Annotated in this window: 17 protein-coding genes; 10 read left to right on the top strand and 7 right to left on the bottom strand. The window is 65.8% G+C overall.

All coding sequences use genetic code 11. The annotated features are described in order from the left end of the window. Window positions 1–24: 24 nt before the first annotated feature. Complete coding sequence (locus tag HH213_RS11000; protein ID WP_217363507.1) at window positions 25–837, top strand: inositol monophosphatase family protein; 813 nt, start codon at window positions 25–27, stop codon at window positions 835–837. Continuing rightward, window positions 834–1,451: an NAD(P)-dependent oxidoreductase gene (locus tag HH213_RS10995; RefSeq protein ID WP_169112275.1), complete on the top strand. Its 618-nt coding sequence runs from the start codon at window positions 834–836 to the stop codon at window positions 1,449–1,451. Before HH213_RS11000 ends, HH213_RS10995 begins: the two co-directional genes overlap by 4 nt. Before the next feature lie 36 nt (window positions 1,452–1,487). Here HH213_RS10995 and map read toward each other — a convergent pair whose 3' ends face one another. After that, window positions 1,488–2,255, bottom strand: coding sequence for a type I methionyl aminopeptidase (gene map / locus HH213_RS10990; RefSeq protein WP_169112274.1), 768 nt, complete (start codon window positions 2,253–2,255; stop codon window positions 1,488–1,490). After that, window positions 2,252–2,464 carry a ParD-like family protein gene (locus tag HH213_RS10985; RefSeq protein ID WP_169112273.1) on the bottom strand — a complete coding sequence of 71 codons (213 nt, stop codon included), beginning with the start codon at window positions 2,462–2,464 and terminating at the stop codon, window positions 2,252–2,254. Before HH213_RS10985 ends, map begins: the two co-directional genes overlap by 4 nt. Before the next feature lie 145 nt (window positions 2,465–2,609). Between HH213_RS10985 and HH213_RS10980 the strand changes: the two genes are divergently transcribed. Further along, window positions 2,610–5,612: a sensor histidine kinase gene (locus HH213_RS10980; protein ID WP_169112272.1), complete on the top strand. Its 3,003-nt coding sequence runs from the start codon at window positions 2,610–2,612 to the stop codon at window positions 5,610–5,612. On the opposite strand, the gene HH213_RS10975 is transcribed toward HH213_RS10980, so the two are convergent. Together HH213_RS10975 and HH213_RS10970 are read right to left on the bottom strand one after the other, a co-directional pair. Then, on the bottom strand, window positions 5,567–6,007 hold the full coding sequence (locus tag HH213_RS10975) for a nuclear transport factor 2 family protein (RefSeq protein WP_169112271.1): 441 nt from the start codon (window positions 6,005–6,007) through the stop codon (window positions 5,567–5,569). The two genes, HH213_RS10980 and HH213_RS10975, sit on opposite strands and share 46 nt — an antisense overlap. A 101-nt stretch (window positions 6,008–6,108) precedes the next feature. After that, window positions 6,109–6,744 carry a response regulator gene (locus HH213_RS10970; protein ID WP_110846661.1) on the bottom strand — a complete coding sequence of 212 codons (636 nt, stop codon included), beginning with the start codon at window positions 6,742–6,744 and terminating at the stop codon, window positions 6,109–6,111. 193 nt (window positions 6,745–6,937) lie between these two features. On the opposite strand from HH213_RS10970, the gene HH213_RS10965 reads away from it, so the two are divergent. After that, on the top strand, window positions 6,938–7,927 hold the full coding sequence (locus HH213_RS10965; RefSeq protein WP_169112270.1) for an alpha/beta fold hydrolase: 990 nt from the start codon (window positions 6,938–6,940) through the stop codon (window positions 7,925–7,927). On the opposite strand, the gene HH213_RS10960 is transcribed toward HH213_RS10965, so the two are convergent. Further along, window positions 7,908–8,831 (bottom strand): LysR family transcriptional regulator, encoded by a 924-nt coding sequence (locus HH213_RS10960; protein WP_169112269.1) that lies wholly within the window; start codon window positions 8,829–8,831, stop codon window positions 7,908–7,910. The genes HH213_RS10965 and HH213_RS10960 overlap by 20 nt on opposite strands. Window positions 8,832–8,951: 120 nt before the next feature. Here HH213_RS10960 and HH213_RS10955 point away from each other — a divergent pair, with 120 nt between their 5' ends. The 6 genes from HH213_RS10955 (at window position 8,952) to HH213_RS10930 (ending at window position 14,873) form a co-directional block, all read left to right on the top strand. Next, window positions 8,952–9,704 (top strand): SDR family oxidoreductase, encoded by a 753-nt coding sequence (locus HH213_RS10955; RefSeq protein ID WP_169115098.1) that lies wholly within the window; start codon window positions 8,952–8,954, stop codon window positions 9,702–9,704. A gap of 3 nt (window positions 9,705–9,707) precedes the next feature. Continuing rightward, window positions 9,708–11,012 carry an epoxide hydrolase family protein gene (locus tag HH213_RS10950; RefSeq protein ID WP_169112268.1) on the top strand — a complete coding sequence of 435 codons (1,305 nt, stop codon included), beginning with the start codon at window positions 9,708–9,710 and terminating at the stop codon, window positions 11,010–11,012. Between the two features lie 15 nt (window positions 11,013–11,027). Next, window positions 11,028–12,260, top strand: coding sequence for an epoxide hydrolase family protein (locus tag HH213_RS10945; protein ID WP_169112267.1), 1,233 nt, complete (start codon window positions 11,028–11,030; stop codon window positions 12,258–12,260). Between the two features lie 10 nt (window positions 12,261–12,270). Then, window positions 12,271–13,284 carry an alcohol dehydrogenase catalytic domain-containing protein gene (locus tag HH213_RS10940; RefSeq protein ID WP_169112266.1) on the top strand — a complete coding sequence of 338 codons (1,014 nt, stop codon included), beginning with the start codon at window positions 12,271–12,273 and terminating at the stop codon, window positions 13,282–13,284. Between the two features lie 129 nt (window positions 13,285–13,413). Next, the gene (locus HH213_RS10935) at window positions 13,414–14,382 is read left to right on the top strand and encodes an SLAC1 anion channel family protein (RefSeq protein WP_169112265.1); all 969 of its coding nucleotides are present in this window, start codon (window positions 13,414–13,416) and stop codon (window positions 14,380–14,382) included. An 80-nt stretch (window positions 14,383–14,462) separates the two neighbouring features. Beyond that, window positions 14,463–14,873, top strand: a complete 411-nt coding sequence (locus HH213_RS10930; RefSeq protein WP_110845999.1) for a VOC family protein — start codon at window positions 14,463–14,465, stop codon at window positions 14,871–14,873. A gap of 1 nt (window position 14,874) precedes the next feature. On the opposite strand, the gene HH213_RS10925 is transcribed toward HH213_RS10930, so the two are convergent. Together HH213_RS10925 and HH213_RS10920 are read right to left on the bottom strand one after the other, a co-directional pair. Continuing rightward, the gene (locus tag HH213_RS10925) at window positions 14,875–15,555 is read right to left on the bottom strand and encodes a Fe2+-dependent dioxygenase (RefSeq protein ID WP_169112264.1); all 681 of its coding nucleotides are present in this window, start codon (window positions 15,553–15,555) and stop codon (window positions 14,875–14,877) included. A gap of 80 nt (window positions 15,556–15,635) precedes the next feature. Beyond that, complete coding sequence (locus tag HH213_RS10920; RefSeq protein WP_169112263.1) at window positions 15,636–17,960, bottom strand: catecholate siderophore receptor Fiu; 2,325 nt, start codon at window positions 17,958–17,960, stop codon at window positions 15,636–15,638. Window positions 17,961–18,017 lie beyond the last annotated feature (57 nt).

Here is an 18,017-nt window from a genome sequence, read left to right as displayed (position 1 = left end):
CCGTCAAGCGAAATCGAGACCCCAATGAACCCCATGAATCATCCGGACTTTGACCTGCTTCAGCAGGTAGTCCAGGCAGTGCAGTCGGCCGGCCAGGCCGTGCTGGCGCGCTTCAGCGCAGACGCCCGTCCGCGCGACAGAAACGACATCGGCAACCTGATCGCCGCCAACGACACCATCTCCCGCGATATCTTGCGGCCCGCGTTATCGGCCGCCTGCGCTGACGCGCGCTGGGACGACGATGAGGCCGGTGCAGGCGCCTTGCCGCCCGGCGCATGGTGGGTTACCGACCCGGTCGAGGGTGCCATCAACCATATCCACGGCCTGCCTGACTGGGGCGTTACGGCGACGCTGGTGCGCGACAACCTGCCGGTGCTGACCGCAGTGCATCTGCCCTTGAGCGGCGATACCTATACCGCCCTGCGCGGCGGCGGCGCCTGGCTGAATGGCATCCGTCTGCACGTCTCCGGCAAGACCGAACTGAACGCCGCCATGGTAGGCACCGGCCAGGCGGTGCCGGATGAAGGCAGCGCGGTCTATCAGCGCACGGGCAGCTCGGTGACCGCCATGCTGGAAGCGGCGCTGGTGGTGCGCGTCTCAGTTCCCGCCACCTTGCAGCTGGTGCAGGTGGCGGCTGGCCGTCAGGACTTGTTCTGGCAATACAGCCAGGTGCGTTCCGGCCTGGTGGCCGGCGCCCTGCTGGTGGCGGAAGCCGGCGGCAGCGTAACCGATCTGGACGGCACACCGTGGCATTTGGACAGCAGCGGTTTTCTCGCCGGCGCGCCGGCATTGATGGCCTCAGCCGTTACCATTCTCGCCGGAGAGGATGCGCGATGAAACTTGCTATTTTTGGCGCCTCCGGCGCGACCGGACGACTGCTGGTCGAACAGGCATTGGCTGCCGGACACGACGTCACTGTACTGCTGCGCAGCGCCGGCAGCTTGCCGTTGGATGACGTTCGTGTGCAGCGGATTGTCGGTCAACTGGATCAGCCTGATGCGGTAGCCGCCGTGGTGCAAGGCGCCGATGCCGTGATCAGCGTCCTGGGTGTCCGCAAGGGCGGTGCGCTGACGGTTTGCACGGACGGCATCCGCAGTATGTTGCAAGCCATGCAGCACACCGGCACACAACGTCTGATAGCGCTCAGCGCCTACGGCGCATCAGAAACGCGAGATCACTCGTGGTTCATCCGCCTGGTGCGCAAGATCATCCGCGAAAAAATGCGCGACAAGGATGCCATGGAAAAACTGGTACGCGCCAGCACCACCGACTGGACCCTGGTCCGCCCTCCCGCGCTGACCAACGGCGCAGCCACAGGCGCCTACCGCGCCAGCACCAGCTTGAAGCCGGGCATTACCGGCAGACTGTCGAGAGCCGATCTGGCGGGCTTTATGTTGAGCGTGGCGGAACGCGGAGACTTTCTTTACCAGGCCCCTGTGGTTTCCATTTGAGTTGGCACTGAAGATGCAGCAAATTCGCCGAACAGCTCAGTGCAGCGCCCGCTCATCGGGCCGTAGCGTCAGCACCTGCACGCCGGTGCGGGTGACTGCGACCGTGTGCTCAAACTGCGCCGATAGTTTGCCGTCGTCGGTGACCACGGTCCAGCCGTCGTCCTTGGTGTGCACGGCGCGGCCGCCCTGGTTGAGCATCGGCTCGATGGTGAACACCATGCCTTCGCGCAGCACCAGGCCCGTCTTCGGTTTGCCCCAGTGCAGCACCTGCGGTGCTTCGTGCATTTCGCGGCCGATGCCATGGCCGCAGTATTCGCGCACCACGCTGTAGCCGTTGCGGCTGGCATGGCGGGCGATGGCGTGGCCGATGTCGCCCAAGTGCGCACCCGGCCGCACGGTGTGTATGCCCATCCACAGCGCTTCATAGGTCACCTGCACCAGCTTGCGGGCGGCCGATGAGACGACGCCGACCAGATAGGTTTTGCTGGAATCGGCGATGTAGCCGTTTTTCTCCAGCGTGATGTCGAAGTTGACGATATCGCCGTCCTGCAAGATCTCGCTGGCCGAGGGCACGCCGTGGCATACCACGCTGTTGCGCGAGGCGTTCAGCGCATAGGCGTAGCCGTACTGGCCCTTGCTGGCCGGTCGCGCCTGCAAGTCGTCGACGATGTAGCGGTCGACCAGGTCGTTCACCGCCATGGTCGACATGCCGATCAGGTTCAACTGGTCGAGATGGCTGAACACGCCGGCCAGCAGCCGTCCCGATTCCGCCATCAGCGCGATTTCCTGCGGCCGCTTGGTCATGATGAGACCGTCCTCAATACTTGCGCATCGACCCCGGCGGCGCGCAGTTCGCGGCTGACGATGTCGTTGAACGACTGCGTCGGATTCATTTCGCACAGCATGCCGATCTTGATCCAGAACGCCGCCTGCGCGTTGATCGAGCGGCAGGCCACCGCGCTGGCTTTGCGCAGCTGGTCGTGCAGCTCGTCGTCGATGTTCACAATACCCATAATTACCTCATATACGAAACGTATACGAAGTATATAGTCGGCTTGATACGCTGCGCAAGCGCAATTTCATGTAAATCCGTATAAATTGCATAACAATAGTCAGCCGTGAAACGCTAAAATACAAGGTCTCCTTTTAGATATACGCATGCCTTTACGAGCCGCCTTCCATGTGTTGCGACTGATTCTGCCGGCCGCGCTGATCTTCAGCGCTAGCGCGGCCGAGCCTGCTCCGCGTCCGTATTGGCACAGCTCGATGGTGCACAAGGCGTGGACTAAGCAGGAAGGCGCGCCGACGGCGGTGTTCGGCATCACGCAGGACCCGCGCGGCATGCTGTGGTTCGCCGCCAATGACGGCGTCTACCGCTTCGACGGCGCCCGCTTCGAGCGCCTGACCGCCATCGATGGCAACAAGCTGCGCTCGTCGAACACCAACGCCATCCTGGCGGTCGGTTCGGCGCTGTGGGTTGGCTACAGCTTTGGCGGCGTCAGCGTGTTCGACCAGGGCCAGGTGCACCATTACGGCGTCGAGCAAGGCCTGCCGGTGCGCACCATCTACCAGGTGGTGCGCAGCGGTGATGGCACGATGTGGTGCTCCACCGCCGATGGCTTGTACTGGCTCGATGGCGATCACTGGCGCTACGTCGAAGCCGGCGACGGTCTGGCGCCCGGCAACGTCCACTACTTCACTGCGCTGCCCGACGGCAGCATCCTGGCCGATCACCCGAATGGCGTGTACCGCAACACGCCTGGCAGCCACCAGTTCCACAAGGTGGCGGGTGGCAAAGGCATCGAAATCCACACCTTGCTGCCCAACGGCGACGTGCTACTGGTCAACCAGGCGCGCCAGTTCTCGCGCTATTCCGCGCTCACCGGCGCCAGCGTGCCGTTGACGTTTCCGCCGGATGTACCGCCGCGCGATCCCTTCATCGACGCGCGCGGCGCGCTGTGGGTCAACAATGACGCCGGCCTGACCTTACTGGGGCCGGACATGCGGCCGCAGCAGACCTTTGCCGGCTTGAACAACCTGAGCGGCAAGCAGGTCTTCAACACGCTGGATGACCGTGAAGGCAATCTGTGGCTGACCACCGAGAATGGCGTCGACCGTATCCGCGAATCGCGCCTGACCGCCGTGCAGCTGCCGGCGCGCATGTTCCGCTCCATGTCGGTCCAGCCGGATCCGGACGGCACCGTCTGGATCAGCAACCACAAGACCGATGGCGATTACGAGGTGGTGACCTTCGGCCTGCGGCCGGATGGCGGCCGGATCGCCACGCCGCTCAGCAACATCGCCGCCAGCATGCTGGCGCCGGACGGCAGCCTGTGGTTCGGCAACGGCCAGATCCTGTGGCACCGCGAGCATGGCGCATGGCGCGCATGGCCGTTGCCGGCTAACCTGAAAGGCAGCGACGTGCAGTACATGGCGGTCGATCGCCGCGGGCGCATGTGGCTGTCGATGGTGCGCAACGGCGCGTATGTGTTTCGCGACGGTGAATGGCAGGCCGGCGGCGGCATCCCCGCGCTGACCAAGCTGACGCCGGTGTCGCTGCACGCCGATCCGCAGGGCCGGGTCTGGTTCGGCTATACCTCGAACCGGCTGGCGGTGCTGGACGGCGACGCCTTGCGCCAATATGGCGCCGCCGACGGCCTGGATGTGGGCAATGTGGCCGCCATCCTCACCTATCGCGGCCAGCTGCTGGTCGGCGGCGACCAGGGCGTAGCAGTGCTGGCCGGCCAGCGCTTTGTGCCGCTGCACGATGCCGACGGCCAGCCGCTGCGTGGCGCCTCGGCCATGGTCGTCAGCCGGCGCGGCGAGCTTTGGCTGAACGGTATCGACGGCCTGACCCGGGTCGCCGCAGCCGACCTGGACGCCGGCCTGGCCAGCCGCAGGCTGCGGGTCGACCGCTTCGATTATCTGGATGGCTACAAGGGCCAGCCGTCGCAGGTGCGGCCGCTGGCGGTGCTGAGCGAGGCCATCGACGGCCGCATCTGGTACGCTACCTCGGCCAGCGTCGGCTGGATCGATCCCGCCAATATCGCACGCAATCCGCAGGCGCCGACGGCGCAGGTAACGACGCTGCGCACCGATCAGCGCCAGTACGACGCCCGCGCCGATCTGCTGCTGCCGCCTTACTCCAGCAACCTGGAACTGGAGTTTACCGCCGCCATTCTCAGCATCCCGGAGCGGGTGCGGTTCCGTTACCGGCTGCTCGGCCAGGAGCAGGCATGGCGCGACGCCGGCGCCCGCCGAGCCGCCTTCTATACCAACCTGGGACCGGGGCACTACCGCTTCGAAGTGCTGGCCGCGAATGAGGACGGGGTCTGGAGCACGGCCCCGGCCACGCTGGAATTCCATATTGCGCCGGCCTTCGTGCAAACCGTGTGGTTCAAGCTGCTGTGTGCCTTGCTAGTGCTGGCGCTGGCTGGCGGCCTGTACTGGTGGCGCATGACGCTGGTGACGGCGCGCATCGGTGATCGCCTGCGCGAACGCTTGCGCGAGCGCGAACGCATCGCCCGTACCTTGCACGACCATTTCCTGCAAAGCGTGCAGGCGCTGATGATGCAGTTCGACCTGATCAAGCACGGGCTGCCATCCGAGCATGCGCTGCAGGAGCGGATCGACGCCGCGCTGGAGACTGCCGACGACGTGCTCAGCGAGGGCCGCGAACAGGTGCTGGCGCTGCGTCTCAACCACGAGCTGACCGGCGATCTGGAAGCGGCGCTGTCCGGCCTGGGCCATATCCTGGCGCCGCGCCACGGCGCGCGCTTCGTGCTGACGGTGACCGGTACGCCCAAGCCGCTGCGCGCGGCAGCAGCGGCCGAGGCGTACGCCATCGGCCGCGAGGCGCTGTTGAACGCCTTCCGCCACGCGCGCAGCCACGAGGTGACGGTCGAGCTGCGCCACGCACGGACGCAGTTTTCGCTGACGGTGCGCGACGGCGGGCGCGGCATGGCGGCCGAAGTGTTTGCGCGCGGCCATCGTCCCGGCCATTTCGGCCTGACCGGCATGCGCGAGCGGGCGCAGGATGCCGGCGGCACGCTGGAGATTTGCAGCCAGGCCGGCCACGGCACCACCGTCACGCTGCGCCTGCCGGCGCGGCGCGCCTACGCCCGCAAGGCGGCCGACAAATTGGCCAGGACGCCGAGCTGAGCGAGGAGGATGGTGGCGGCGGTGTAGCAGTCGAACGACAGCACCTTGCCGTCCTTCAGGCGGAACACGTCGCAGCACGGCGTGTGGATGGTCTGGCCGGTCGGTTCGATGGTGCCGGCCGGTAGCGCCAGCGGGCCCTTGTGGGTGCCGTTCAGCGACAGCTGCACCACCACCACGTCGCCCATCACGATCAGTTGTTCCAGCGCGCGGTGCATGTCGGGGAAGGCGGTGGCGTAGATGTCGACGGTCTTGCCGATGGCGGCACCGACATATTTCTGGCCGGCCGAGATGTCGGCGAAATAGCCGTCCGGCGCAAACAGCTCGACGAAACCGGCGCTGTCCTGCACTTCGGCCCGGCGGTACAGTTCGCGGATGATTTGTTCGTTGTCGGTCATGGCGCTTCCTCAGTTGATGGGTAATGAGGGAAGTCTGTGCCGCTGACGCAGCGCTGTCATCGGGCGAATGGCGCATCACCATCCACCAACATGCATAAACGTCAGAGGTCGATATAGCCGCGCTGGGCCGCCAGCGTGACGGCGTGGGCGCGGTCGGCGGCGCCGAGTTTCATCAGCAGCGTGCTCATGTGCGCTTTGACGGTGGCTTCGCTGATGGTCAGCGCCGAGGCGATTTCGCGATTGGAGTTGCCGGACGACGCCAGCCGCAGCACATCCAGCTCGCGCGGCGACGGCCCGCTGCCGGTGTAGTGCGATGAAATCGACTGGCGCAGCGCTGGCGGCAGCACATGCCAGCCTTCGTGCACTTCGCGCACGGTGGCCGCCAGCTCGGTGCCCGGCACGTTTTTCATCAGGTAGCTTTGCGCGCCGGCCTTCAGCGCGGCGGCGATGCGGGCGTCGCCGCAGTAGGTGGTCAGCACGATCAGGCGCGCATCCGGATGCTTGGCGCGGATCAGGCGGATCGCTTCCAGCCCGTCCATGCGCGGCATTTGCAGGTCGATCAGCGCCACGTCCGGCCGCGCGCGGTCGTACTCGTCGACGGCTTCCTCGCCATCGGATGCTTCGGCTACGATCTCGACCGGGGCGTGCGCGGCCAGCGTGGCGCCGATGCCGGCGCGCATCATCGCGTGATCGTCTGCGAGCAGGACGCGGATCGCCGAACGATCGCGTGTTCCCACGGAAATATGCTGTGCCACGATGGGCTCCTGTAGTTGGCGGCTAGTCGATTGTAACCCTCTGGCCGGTAGCACAAACCTGCCATATTGCAGGGGCGCCGATTATCCGCGCCGGTGGATAGTGCTGCTACTTCATGCCGATCTCAAAGGCGCGGCGCGCGCCTAGACTGGTTTCTCGTTCAAGTCAGGAGAAAACATGGTCACATTCAAACAACTGGCCGGCGCGTCGGCGCTGCTGGCCGCAGTGTGCGTACCGGTCGCAGCGGCGCAACCGGCCGTGCCGGTCGCTCAGGTCACCGACGCCGCGCTGGTGCGCAAGCTGCCGGGTTTCCGCAACGGCAAGGCGCTGGCCAACGGCGTCAACCTGCATTACGTGATCGGCGGCCAGGGACCGGCGCTGGTACTGCTGCCGGGCTGGCCGGAAACATGGTGGGAATGGCACAAGCTGATGCCGGCGCTGGCGCAGCATCACACCGTCATCGCGGTCGACCTGCGCGGCATGGGCGGTTCCGACAAGCCGGCCGGCGGCTATGACAAGAAAACGCTGGCGGCCGATATCCACGCGTTGGTGCAGCAGCTGGGCTATGAGCAGGCAGACATCGTCGGCCACGATATCGGCTCGATGGTGGCCTTCAGCTTTGCCGCCAATTATCCACAGGCCACGCGCCGGCTGGTGATGGTGGACGTGGCCCACCCGGACGCCGCGCTGGCCAAATGGCCGCTGCTGCCCGAGGCCGGCACCTTCAGCGACAAGCTCGATGAAAACCACCCCTACGTCTGGTGGTTCGCCTTCCATCAGGTGAAGGGGCTGCCGGAAGATTTGCTGGCCGACGGCCGCATCGGCCTGGAGCAGGCCTGGATGTTCCGCTACCTGATGCAGGACGAGTCCAAGCTCGATGCGCTGGACCGCGCCGTCTACCGGCACGCCTACTCCAGCCGCGACGCCATCCGCGCCGGCGACGCCTGGTATCAGGCCTTCCCGCAGGACATTCTTGACGACAGCAACTACGCGCCGCTGGCGATGCCGGTGCTGGCGGTCGGCGGTCCCGGCTACGGCTGGCTGAAAAGCACGCTGGCCAGCAAGAGCACGCATCACCGCGTGGTGAAGATCGCCGACAGCGGTCACTTCATCCCGGAGGAGCAGCCGCAGCAGCTACTGAACCACCTCAGCGAGTTCCTGGACTGACGCGCGCATCCACCGCCGCAAACACCTGCACCGCCCAGTCGACAAACACCCGCACCTTGGCGTTCAGGTGGCGGTTGGGCGGGTACATGATGTGCAGCGGATGGCGCGGCGGCTGCCACTCGCCCAGCACCCGCACCATGTCGCCGCTGGCCACCCTGTCGCGCACAAACCAGGCAAAGGTCTGGCCGATACCCAGCCCCGCCGTCAGCGCGCTCAGGTGGGCGGTGCTTTCGTTGACCGCCACCGCCGCATGGGCGTTGATGTCGATGCTTTCGTCGCCGCGCACAAAGCGTAACGGATGCGCCTTGCCGGTCAGCGAGGAAAAATACGCCACCACCCGGTGCTGGGTCTCCAGCTCGCGCGGATGGGCCGGCCCGCCATGCTGCGCCAGGTAGGACGTGTGGCAGCAGGTGATGAATTCCATCTCGCATAGCTTGCGCGCGATCAGTGTGGTGTCGGCCAGCGGGCCGCCGCGAATCACGCAATCGATGCCCTCGCTCACCAGGTCGCTGGGCCGGTCGCTGACGCCCAGCCGCAACTCGATATCCGGATACGCCTCCTGGAACTGCGGCAGCGCCGGCAGCAGGATCTGGTTGGCCAGGATCGAGCCGATGTCCACCCGCAGCCGGCCGCGCGGCTGGGCCCGCGTTTGCCGGGCGGCGGCGTCCATTTCTTCCAGGTCGATGATCAGGCGCCGCGCGCGTTCGTAGTATTGCGCGCCTTCCGGCGTGACGGTGATCGAGCGCGTGGTTCGGTGGATCAGCTTGGTGCCCAGGTGCTCTTCCAGATCTTGAATCAGCTTGCTGGCGGTGGAGCGCGGCAGCGCCAACTGGTCGGCGGCGCGGCCGAAGGTCCCGGCTTCGGCAATGCGGACAAACATGCGTAAGGCTAATAAATGATCCATAAGGCTCCCGTTTTGCCTTGATTGTACATGTGGATGGATAGTGATTCCACTATCGGCCAATTTACACAGAACGGTGGACAAAATACACTGAACTTCATCAATTCACCCAACAAGGAGTTCATCATGAGCAAGCTTCAAGGCAAAGTAGCAGTGGTTACCGGTGGCACCAGCGGCATTGGCCTGGCTACCGCCAAATTGTTCGCCGCCGAAGGCGCGCGCGTGTTCATCACCGGCCGCCGCCAGGCGGAACTGGATGCCGCCGCTGCCGCGATTCCGAACGCCACCGGCATCCAGGCCGACTCGTCCAGCGCCGCCGATCTGAAGCGCCTGTTCGACACCATCAAGGACAAAGCCGGCCACATCGACGTGCTGTACGTCAACGCTGGCGGCGGCTCGATGGCGCCTTTGGGTGCGATCACTGAAGAACACATCGCCGACGCCTTCGACCGCAACGTCAAAGGCCTGATCTTCACCGTGCAGAACGCGCTGCCCTTGCTGGGCCAAGGCGCGTCGGTGGTGCTGACCAGTTCGACCGCCGGCGTGGTCGGCACCCCGGCCTTCAGCGTCTACAGCGCCAGCAAGGCCGCCGTGCGCAACCTGGCGCGCAGCTGGATTCTCGACCTCAAAGACCGCGCGATCCGCATCAACGTGGTCAGCCCTGGTCCGATCCGCACGCCGGGCCTGGTGGAACTGGCCGGTCCGGACGCCGCCAACCAGCAAGGCCTGCTGGACATGCTGGCCGCGCAAGTGCCGCTAGGCCGTGTCGGTGAGCCGGAAGAAATCGCCAAAGCGGTGCTGTTCCTGGCATCGGATGACGCCAGCTTCGTCAACGGCGCCGAGCTGTTTGTCGACGGCGGCCTGGCGCAGGTGTAAGCCATGGACCAGTTCCCGATTCCCGATCTCGCGCGCCGCTCGGCACTGCGCGGCCTGGCTGCCGCTGCCGCCGCCGGCGGCGCGGCCAGCCTGCTGCCGGCTAGCGCCGAGGCCAGCACAACTGCCCGCATCGACGTCAGCAAGATCGCCTTCGAGCGTCCTGCCGTGCGCGCCGGCGTCAAACCGTTCAAAGTGGCGGTGCCGCAGGCCGCGCTGGACGACCTCAAGCTGCGCCTGTCGATGGCGCGCTGGCCCGATCCGGAAACGGTGACGGACTGGTCGCAAGGCCTGCCCTTGCAGCGCCTGCAATCGCTGGTGGACTACTGGCAGCACGGCTACAACTGGCGTGCCGCCGAGGCCACCCTGAACGCGCTGCCGCAGTTCACCACCCTTATCGACGGGCTGGACATTCACTTCCTGCACGTGCGCTCGAAGCATGCCAACGCGCTGCCGCTGCTGCTGACGCACGGCTGGCCCGGCTCGATTTTCGAGTTCCTCAAAGTGATCGGTCCGCTGGTCGATCCGACCGCGCACGGCGGCAAGGCCGAGGACGCCTTCCACCTGGTGATTCCATCGTTGCCGGGCTTCGGCTTCTCCGGCAAGCCGCAGGCGACCGGCTGGGGCCTGCCGCGCATCGCCCGCGCCTGGAGCTTGCTGATGGGCCGTCTGGGCTACAGCAAGTGGGTGGCGCAAGGTGGCGACTGGGGCGCCGGCGTCACCACCTGGCTGGCCAAACAGCACGCGCCCGGACTGGCGGCGGTGCATCTGAATCTGCCGATCCTGTTCCCGCCGCCGCTGGACGGCACGCCGGATGCGCAGGAACAGGCGGCCATCGCGCAACTGGTGGCGTTTGACGGCGCCAAATCCGGCTACGCCAAATTGCAGGGCACGCGGCCGCAAACCATCGGCTACGCGCTGGCCGATTCGCCGGTGGCGCAGGCCGCCTGGATATACGAAAAACTGGGTACGTGGAGCGACAGCGGCAACGATCCGGAATCGGTGCTGTCGCGCGACGACATGCTCGACAACATCATGCTGTACTGGCTGACCGACAGCGGCGCCTCGTCCGCGCGGCTGTACGCCGAAAGCTTCACTACCGATTTCTCGACCCAAAAGCTGGATCTGCCGGTAGCGGTCAGCATCTTCCCCGGCGAACTGTTCCGGCCACCGCGCAAGTGGGGCGAGCGCGTGTACTCCAGGCTGTACTACTGGAACGAAGCGCTACCGCGCGGCGGCCACTTTGCCGCCTTCGAGCAACCGGCGCTGTTCAGCGCGGAACTGCGCCGCGCTTTCGCCACCATTCGTTGATCGCAGGAGAACACCATGCAAGCATCCACTATTCAACCGGCGCGCCGCGCGCTATTGACCGGCAAGCTGTCGGCCCTGCATCCGACCCAGGGGCTGGCGCTGCCGCCAGCCACCGACGCCGTCACGCCGTTCCGCGTCGAGGTGCCGCAAGCGCTGCTGGACGATCTGAAACAGCGGCTGGCGCTGACCCGCTGGCCGGACCGCGAAACCGGCGCCGGCTGGTCGCAAGGCGTGCCGCTCAAGCGCATGCAGGACGTCGCGCACTACTGGCAACACCAGTACGACTGGCGCCGCGCCGAAGCGCAGCTGAACGCCTTCCCGCAATTTCGCACCGAGATCGATGGCCTGGGAATTCACTTCCTGCACGTGCGCTCCAAACATGAGAACGCGCTGCCGATTATCCTGACCCATGGCTGGCCGGGCTCGGTATTTGAATTCCTCAAGGTGATCGGCACGCTGGTCGATCCGACCGCCCACGGCGGCAAGGCGGAAGATGCGTTCCACGTGGTGGTGCCGTCGCTGCCGGGCTTCGGCTTCTCCGACAAGCCGCGCGAAAAAGGCTGGAACGTGGTGCGCATCGCCAAGGCCTGGGGCACGCTGATGGCGCGGCTTGGCTACCAGCGCTGGGTGGCGCAGGGCGGCGACTGGGGCGCCGGCGTGACCACCGCGCTGGGCCACGTCAAGCCGCAAGGGCTGGCGGGCATCCACCTGAACTGGCAGTTCGTGTTTCCGGAAAAGATGCCGACCACGCTGTCATCGGAAGAGCAGCGCGCGGTCGATGCGGCCGGCCGCTTTGCCACCGACGGCTATGGCTATTTCAACGAGCAGGCCACCATGCCGCAAACCATGGGTGAAGTGCTGAGCTCGACGCCGGTAGGCCAGGCGGCCTGGATCTACGAGAAATTCCAGGCCTGGAGCGACAACGGCGGCGACGTCGAACGGGTACTGACGCGCGACGAGATGCTCAACGATATTTCGCTGTACTGGCTGACCAATACGTCGGCCTCATCGGCCCGCATCTACTGGGAAAATTCGCCGGCCAGCTTCTCCGGCGGCCGCCTCGACTTGCCGGTGGCGGTGACGGTGTTTCCGAAAGAGATCTACCGCGCGCCGCGCTCGTGGGGCGAGGCCACTTATCCCCAGCTGATCTACTGGAACGAGGTCGATCGCGGCGGGCACTTTGCCGCGTTTGAACAGCCGGCGCTGTTTGCCGCCGAGCTGCGCGCCGCCTTCACCAGACTTCGCTGAGAGGACCGTCATGCGCAGCATCATCTACCACCAGTACGGCGAGCCGGCCGACGTGCTGCAACTGACCGAAGCGCCGGAATTGCCGGCGCCCGGCGGCGGCGAAGTGCTGATCCGCGTGCTCAGCCGGCCGGTGCATCCCGGCGACCTGATCGGGATTCGCGGCCGCTACCGGGCGCCGGGCAACGCCGCGCCGCTGGGACCGGAAGGCGCGCGGCCGGGCTTTGAAGGCATGGGCGTGATCGAAGCGCTGGGTCCCGGCGTCGACGCGGCGCAGGGCTTGGCGCCGGGCGCGCGGGTGGCGTTCTTTCCGGCGCGCTGGGCCTGGAGCGACAAGGTGCTGGCGCCGGTACGCGCCGTCACCGCGCTGCCGGACGACATCAGCGACGCCGCCGCCGCCCAGTTGCACGTGGCGCCGCTGACGGCCGTGCTGCTGTTGCGCGCGGTGCGGGCGGCGCGGGCCCAGGCCGGCGACGTCATCGCGCTCAGCGCAGCCGGCGGCCTGGTGGCGCGGCTGGCGTCCAAGCTGCTGGTGGCGGAGGGCTATATGCCGATTGGCATCGTGCGCTCGGAGGAGATGATTCCGGCGTTGTCGCGCCAGATGCCGGGCATGCAATTCATCAGCACCGGCCGGGCGGACTGGACGCGCCGCGTCTATGGCCTGACGCAAGGCCGCACGGTGCGGGTGGCGCTCGATCCGGTGGGTGGCGAGGTCGGCAGCGCGCTGGCGTCGCTGCTGGGCGATGGCGGCACGCTGGTGTCGTACGGCGACTTGTCGGGCCAGCCGCTGACGGTGCCGGCGCTGGCCTTCTCCACGCGCGGCATCGGCATCCAGGGTGTCTCGGTGGGCCGCTGGCCGTCGCTGCCGGACGACGTACGCGCCGCCGACATCGACATCGCACTGGATCTGGCGCGGCTGGTGCCGGAGGCCTTTACCGCGGTCGGTGAATACGACCTGGCCGATATCGCCACCGCCGTCCGCCACGCCGAACAACCTGGCAAAGCCGGCGCCGTGCTGCTACGCTGATTGCGGGCTGACCCGTCTCTGCCGGAAGTAGCGGTTGAGACGGTCGAGCAAAAACTCTATCCTCCGGAGCATCGCCAGCGGTGGCGGGCGGATCGACAATGGCGACTATTCTGTCACTGGTTGACCATCATGCAAAACGAATCCACCACCCTCTCCTACCTGCCGATCGGTATCTTCGGCGGCGTCATGGGCCTGACCGGGCTGTCGGTCGCCTGGAAGGCGGCGCATCATCACTTTGGCGCGCCGCTCTGGATCGGCCAGGCCATCGGACTGGCGGCCGTGGCCGCCTTCGTCGCGCTGGTGATCGCCTACGGCGTCAAGGCCTGGGCCGGCTGGAATGCTGTGCGCGCCGAATTCAGTCATCCTATCGCTTCCAACCTGTTCGGCACGCCGATGATCAGCCTGCTGCTGCTGCCGTTCGTGCTGGTCGATTACAGCCTGGTGCTGGCGCGCTTGTCGTGGGTGCTGGGCGCGATCGGCATGACGGCGCTGGCCTGGGTCATTGTGATGCGCTGGATGACGGTGCGACTGGTGGCCTCCCACGTATCGCCGCCATGGATTGTACCGGTGGTCGGCATGCTGGACGTACCGCTGGCGGTGCCGGCGCTGCAATGGGATGGCCTGCACGGCGTGATGGTGTTCGGGCTGGCGGTCGGGCTGTTCTTCGCGGTGCCGCTGTTCACGCTGATCTTCCAGCGGCTGGTGCTGGAAGAACCACTGCCGCCACCGCTGCAACCGTCGCTGCTGGTGCTGGTGGCGCCGTTCTCGGTCGGCTTCACCGCCTACGTCACCACCACCGGCGGCATCGACCTGTTCGCCCAGGTGCTGTACATGCTGACGCTGTTCATGCTGGCGGTGCTGCTGGGCCGTCTGCGTCACCTGCCGCACTGCTCGCCGTTCCGGGTGTCGTGGTGGGCGGCCAGCTTCCCGCTGGCCGCCTCGGCCGGTGCGGCGATCCGCTATGCCGCGTATGCCGCCGATCCGGTTACCGACGCCATCGCCCTGCTGGTGCTGGCCATCGCCAGCCTGACCATCGTGATTTTCCTGTTCCAGACGCTGGCCGGCGTGTTCAAGGGCCAGTTGAAAGCGCTGGCGTGACTGCTGACAGAAAGTGACAGGAGGGCTGGCTATAGTGGCGTCAGCGATTTTGCTAACGTCACTAGGAAAGCGAGTTATCCATGTCTGTCACCACCGTTACCCACATCAACCTGCGCAACCAGGCGCGCGCTGCGCTGGCGTTTTACCAAGCTGTCTTCGGCGGCGAGCTGACGCAGGTGACTTATGCGCAGATGGGCAATGTGCAAGATCCCGCCGATGCCGACAATATCATCTGGGGCCAGGTGGTGGCCGCCAATGGCTTCCGCATCATGGCGTGCGATATGGCGGCCGCCACGGCGTGGAACCAGGGCGAGAATGCGTTCTTTGTGTCGCTGCGCGGCAATGATGCGGATGAAATCACCGCGCAGTGGCACAAGCTGGCGGAAGGCGGCACGGTTCTGCACGCGCTGGGCGCAGCGCCATGGTCGCCGCTGTACGGCATGCTGAAGGACCGCTTTGGCGTGGTGTGGGTGGTCGATATGGGCGTCTGACTCAGACCTCGCTCCACTGCCGCAGCAGGTTGTGGTAGTGGCCGGTGATGCCCACCAGTTCCGGGCAGTCGCCCAGGCGCGCGCGCAGGCTCTGGATGTTCTGGTCCAGTTCCAGCAGCAGGCTGCGGCGCATGTCGTCGCGCACCATGCTCTGGCTCCAGAAGAACGAGCAGACGCGGGCGCCACGCGTCACCGGTTCCACTCGGTGGATGCTGGTCGACGGGTAGACGATGGCGTCGCCGGCCGGCAGCTTCACTTCATGTTCGCCATAGGCGTCGGTGACGATCAGCTCGCCGCCGTCATATTCTTCCGGATCGCACAAGAACACCGTGGTCGAGACGTCGGTGCGCACCCACTCGCCGCTGCCGGGAATGCGGCGCATGGCGCCGTCCACGTGCGCACCATAGTGCTCACCACCGGCATAGCTGTTGAACAGCGGCGGAATGGTGCGCAGCGGCAGCACCGCCGAGAAGTACAGCGGATGCTGCGCCAGCGCGGTCTGGATGATCTGGCCCAGTTCCAGCGCCAGCGGCGCGGTTTCCGGCAACTGGCGGTTCTGCTTGACCTTGGCGCCCTGCTCACCAACCGTGGCGCGGCCGTCGATCCAGTCCGAGGCGTCCAGCTTGGCGCGCATGGCGGCCACTTGTTCGCGCGTCAGCACGCCGGGGATATGCAACATCATGATGAAGCTCCTCTAAAAGCAAAAACCCCGCCGCTACGGGTAGCGACGGGGCCAGCAACACGGAATCGGGAACCGCGTGCTTAGAACTTGAAGTTGGCGGTCAGGCTGGCCGAACGTGGTGCGCCCGGGGTGTAGCGGTAGCCCGACTTGTTGATCGCCTGCACGTAGTCCTTGTCGCCCAGGTTGTAGACGTTCAGGCGCAGGTCGATGTTCTTGGTGACCGGATACGCCGCCATGGCGTCGAACACCCAGTACGAATCGGCGTAGGCCGGGGTGCCGACGGCGCCGTCGGTGCCGCGTAGCAGTTTGTCGCTGAAGCGCGCGCCGCCGCCGATTTGCAGGCCGAACGGCAGCGTGTACGAGGTCCACAGCGTGAACGCCTGTTTCGGCGTGTAGCTCAGCTGGTTTTCGCCGTTGGCGGTCACCACTTTGCCCGATTCGACGCTGGTCGACTGGTGCGTGTAGCCGGCGCTGACCAGCCATTTCGGCAGGATTTCGCCGGTCACGCCCAGCTCGATACCTTGCACGCGTTTTTTACCGTTCTGGTAGTACACGGCCGGATTGGTGGGATCGACTTCGATCTCGTTTTTCACTTCGGTGCGGAAGGCGGCCGCGGTGAACGACAGTTTTTGCTGCAGCAGATCCCACTTGGTGCCGACTTCGTAGTTGGTGGTGGTTTGCGGATCGTAGTTCGGGTTGGCGGCGCTGTTGGCGCTGCTGCTCAGGGTGAAGGTGGTGCCGCCCGGTGGCGATTTCGAGCTGGCCACCAGCGCGTAGACGCTGCTGTCGGCGGTCGGCTTGTAGGCCACCGACAGTTTGCCGTTGAGCAGGGTGTCGCCGGCGTCGATCGAGGTGCCCAGTAGCGTGCCGACCGGAATCACCTGTGGCGCCGGCGCGGTGACCGCACCTTGCAGGGTGATGCCGTTATAGGTGGTGTTGTAGTGGTCGACGCGCACGCCGGCGTTGATGATCCAGTCGGCGCCGATCTTGGCGGTGTCGAACAGGTAGACGCTCTCGGTGTTGGTGCTGCCGTTGCCGCGCGCGCCATTACGGGCGTACGTCACGTTGACCGCCGCGTCCGGATTCGGGTTGTAGATGCTGGTCGGTGGCAAGGCGGTGCCGCCGGTGGCTGCCCAGGTGTAGTTGGTCTGCTTCTCGTTGGTGAACTCCAGGCCACCGACCAGCGTGTGCTTGACGGCGCCGGTGGTCACATCGGCGGTCAGCGTGGTCTGGTTGGCGATGATTTCGTTGACCTGATCCTTGAAGGTCAGGTTGGTGCGCTTCATGGTCCAGGTCGATGGATCGGCAGGGTTCGGCGTGACCACGTTGGCGGTGGTCGCCATGAACGAGGTCAGCAGGTAGTTCTCGGTGGTCTTGCCGTAGCGGGCGGTGTTGACCAGCTTGGCGCCGTTGGCGAAGTCGTGTTCGATTTTCAGCGTGACCATGTCGGCTTTGACATCGTCGTGGTCCAGGCTGGAGCCGTAGAAGTTCTTCGGATCGACCGGACGGGCGTTGGTCAGGAACGGACGGGTGGCGTCCGGCGAGGTGTAGCCAGGCAGGCCGATGGTCAGCACGCCGCCGTCAGGGATGTTGTTTTGCTTGACGTGCAGCAGGTCCAGGTAGACGCGGGTCGGGCTGTTCAGGCCGTAAGCCAGCGATGGCGCGATGGCCCAGCGCTTGTTCTTGACGACGTCGCGCGCCGGATTGCCGCTGTCCTGGTCCAGCACGTTCAGGCGGAACGCGGTGCCGCTGTCGGCGTCGATCACGGTGTTGATGTCGGCGGTGCCGCGCTTCTGCTTGCCGCTGCCGCCAGTGACGGACGCCTGGTAGGCATTTTCCAGCAGCGGTTGTTTGGTGACCAGGTTGATCGAACCGGTTGGCGACGAGCGGCCGTTGTCGGTGCCGGCCGGGCCTTTGAGCACGTCGATCTGTTCGATGTTGAAGGTGTCGCGGGCGATCGAGCCGACGTCGCGCACGCCGTCCACGTAGATGCTGCCGGATGCGTCGAAACCGCGCATGTAGATGGCGTCGCCGGTATTGGTCGAGCCGTTTTCGCCGAGGAAGAAGGCGCCGACGCCCGGGGTGTTGCGCAGCGCTTCGGTCAGCGTGGTGGCGCCTTGCTGTTCGATCAGCTCTTTCTTGATGACGGTCAGGGTCTGGGCGGTGTCGACCAGTTTTTCGGTGTACTTGGCGGACGAAGCACGTTCGGCCTTGTAGTCGTTTTCACGCGCGGCATTGACTTGCACTTCCTGCATGGTTTGCGGCTTGGCCTGGGCGTCGGTATCCGACGGGGCGGCGGCTTCGGCCGCGTGGGCGGCGACCGGCAGCAGCATCGCAGCCAGCGCTGCACTCATGTGTTGATTAAAGCGCGTCTGCGCATGTTTGCGACTCTTGATCATTGCCATGTGCTTCTTTCGTCAAAAAAGAGAGGGCTGGCTGCGCGCTGAAACAGTGTTCATGCG

Source organism: Duganella dendranthematis, assembly GCF_012849375.1.
Classification (GTDB): domain Bacteria; phylum Pseudomonadota; class Gammaproteobacteria; order Burkholderiales; family Burkholderiaceae_D; genus Rugamonas; species Rugamonas dendranthematis.
The sequence above is the reverse complement of the archived record's forward strand: the minus strand, read 5'-3'. Positions and strand labels throughout refer to the sequence as shown.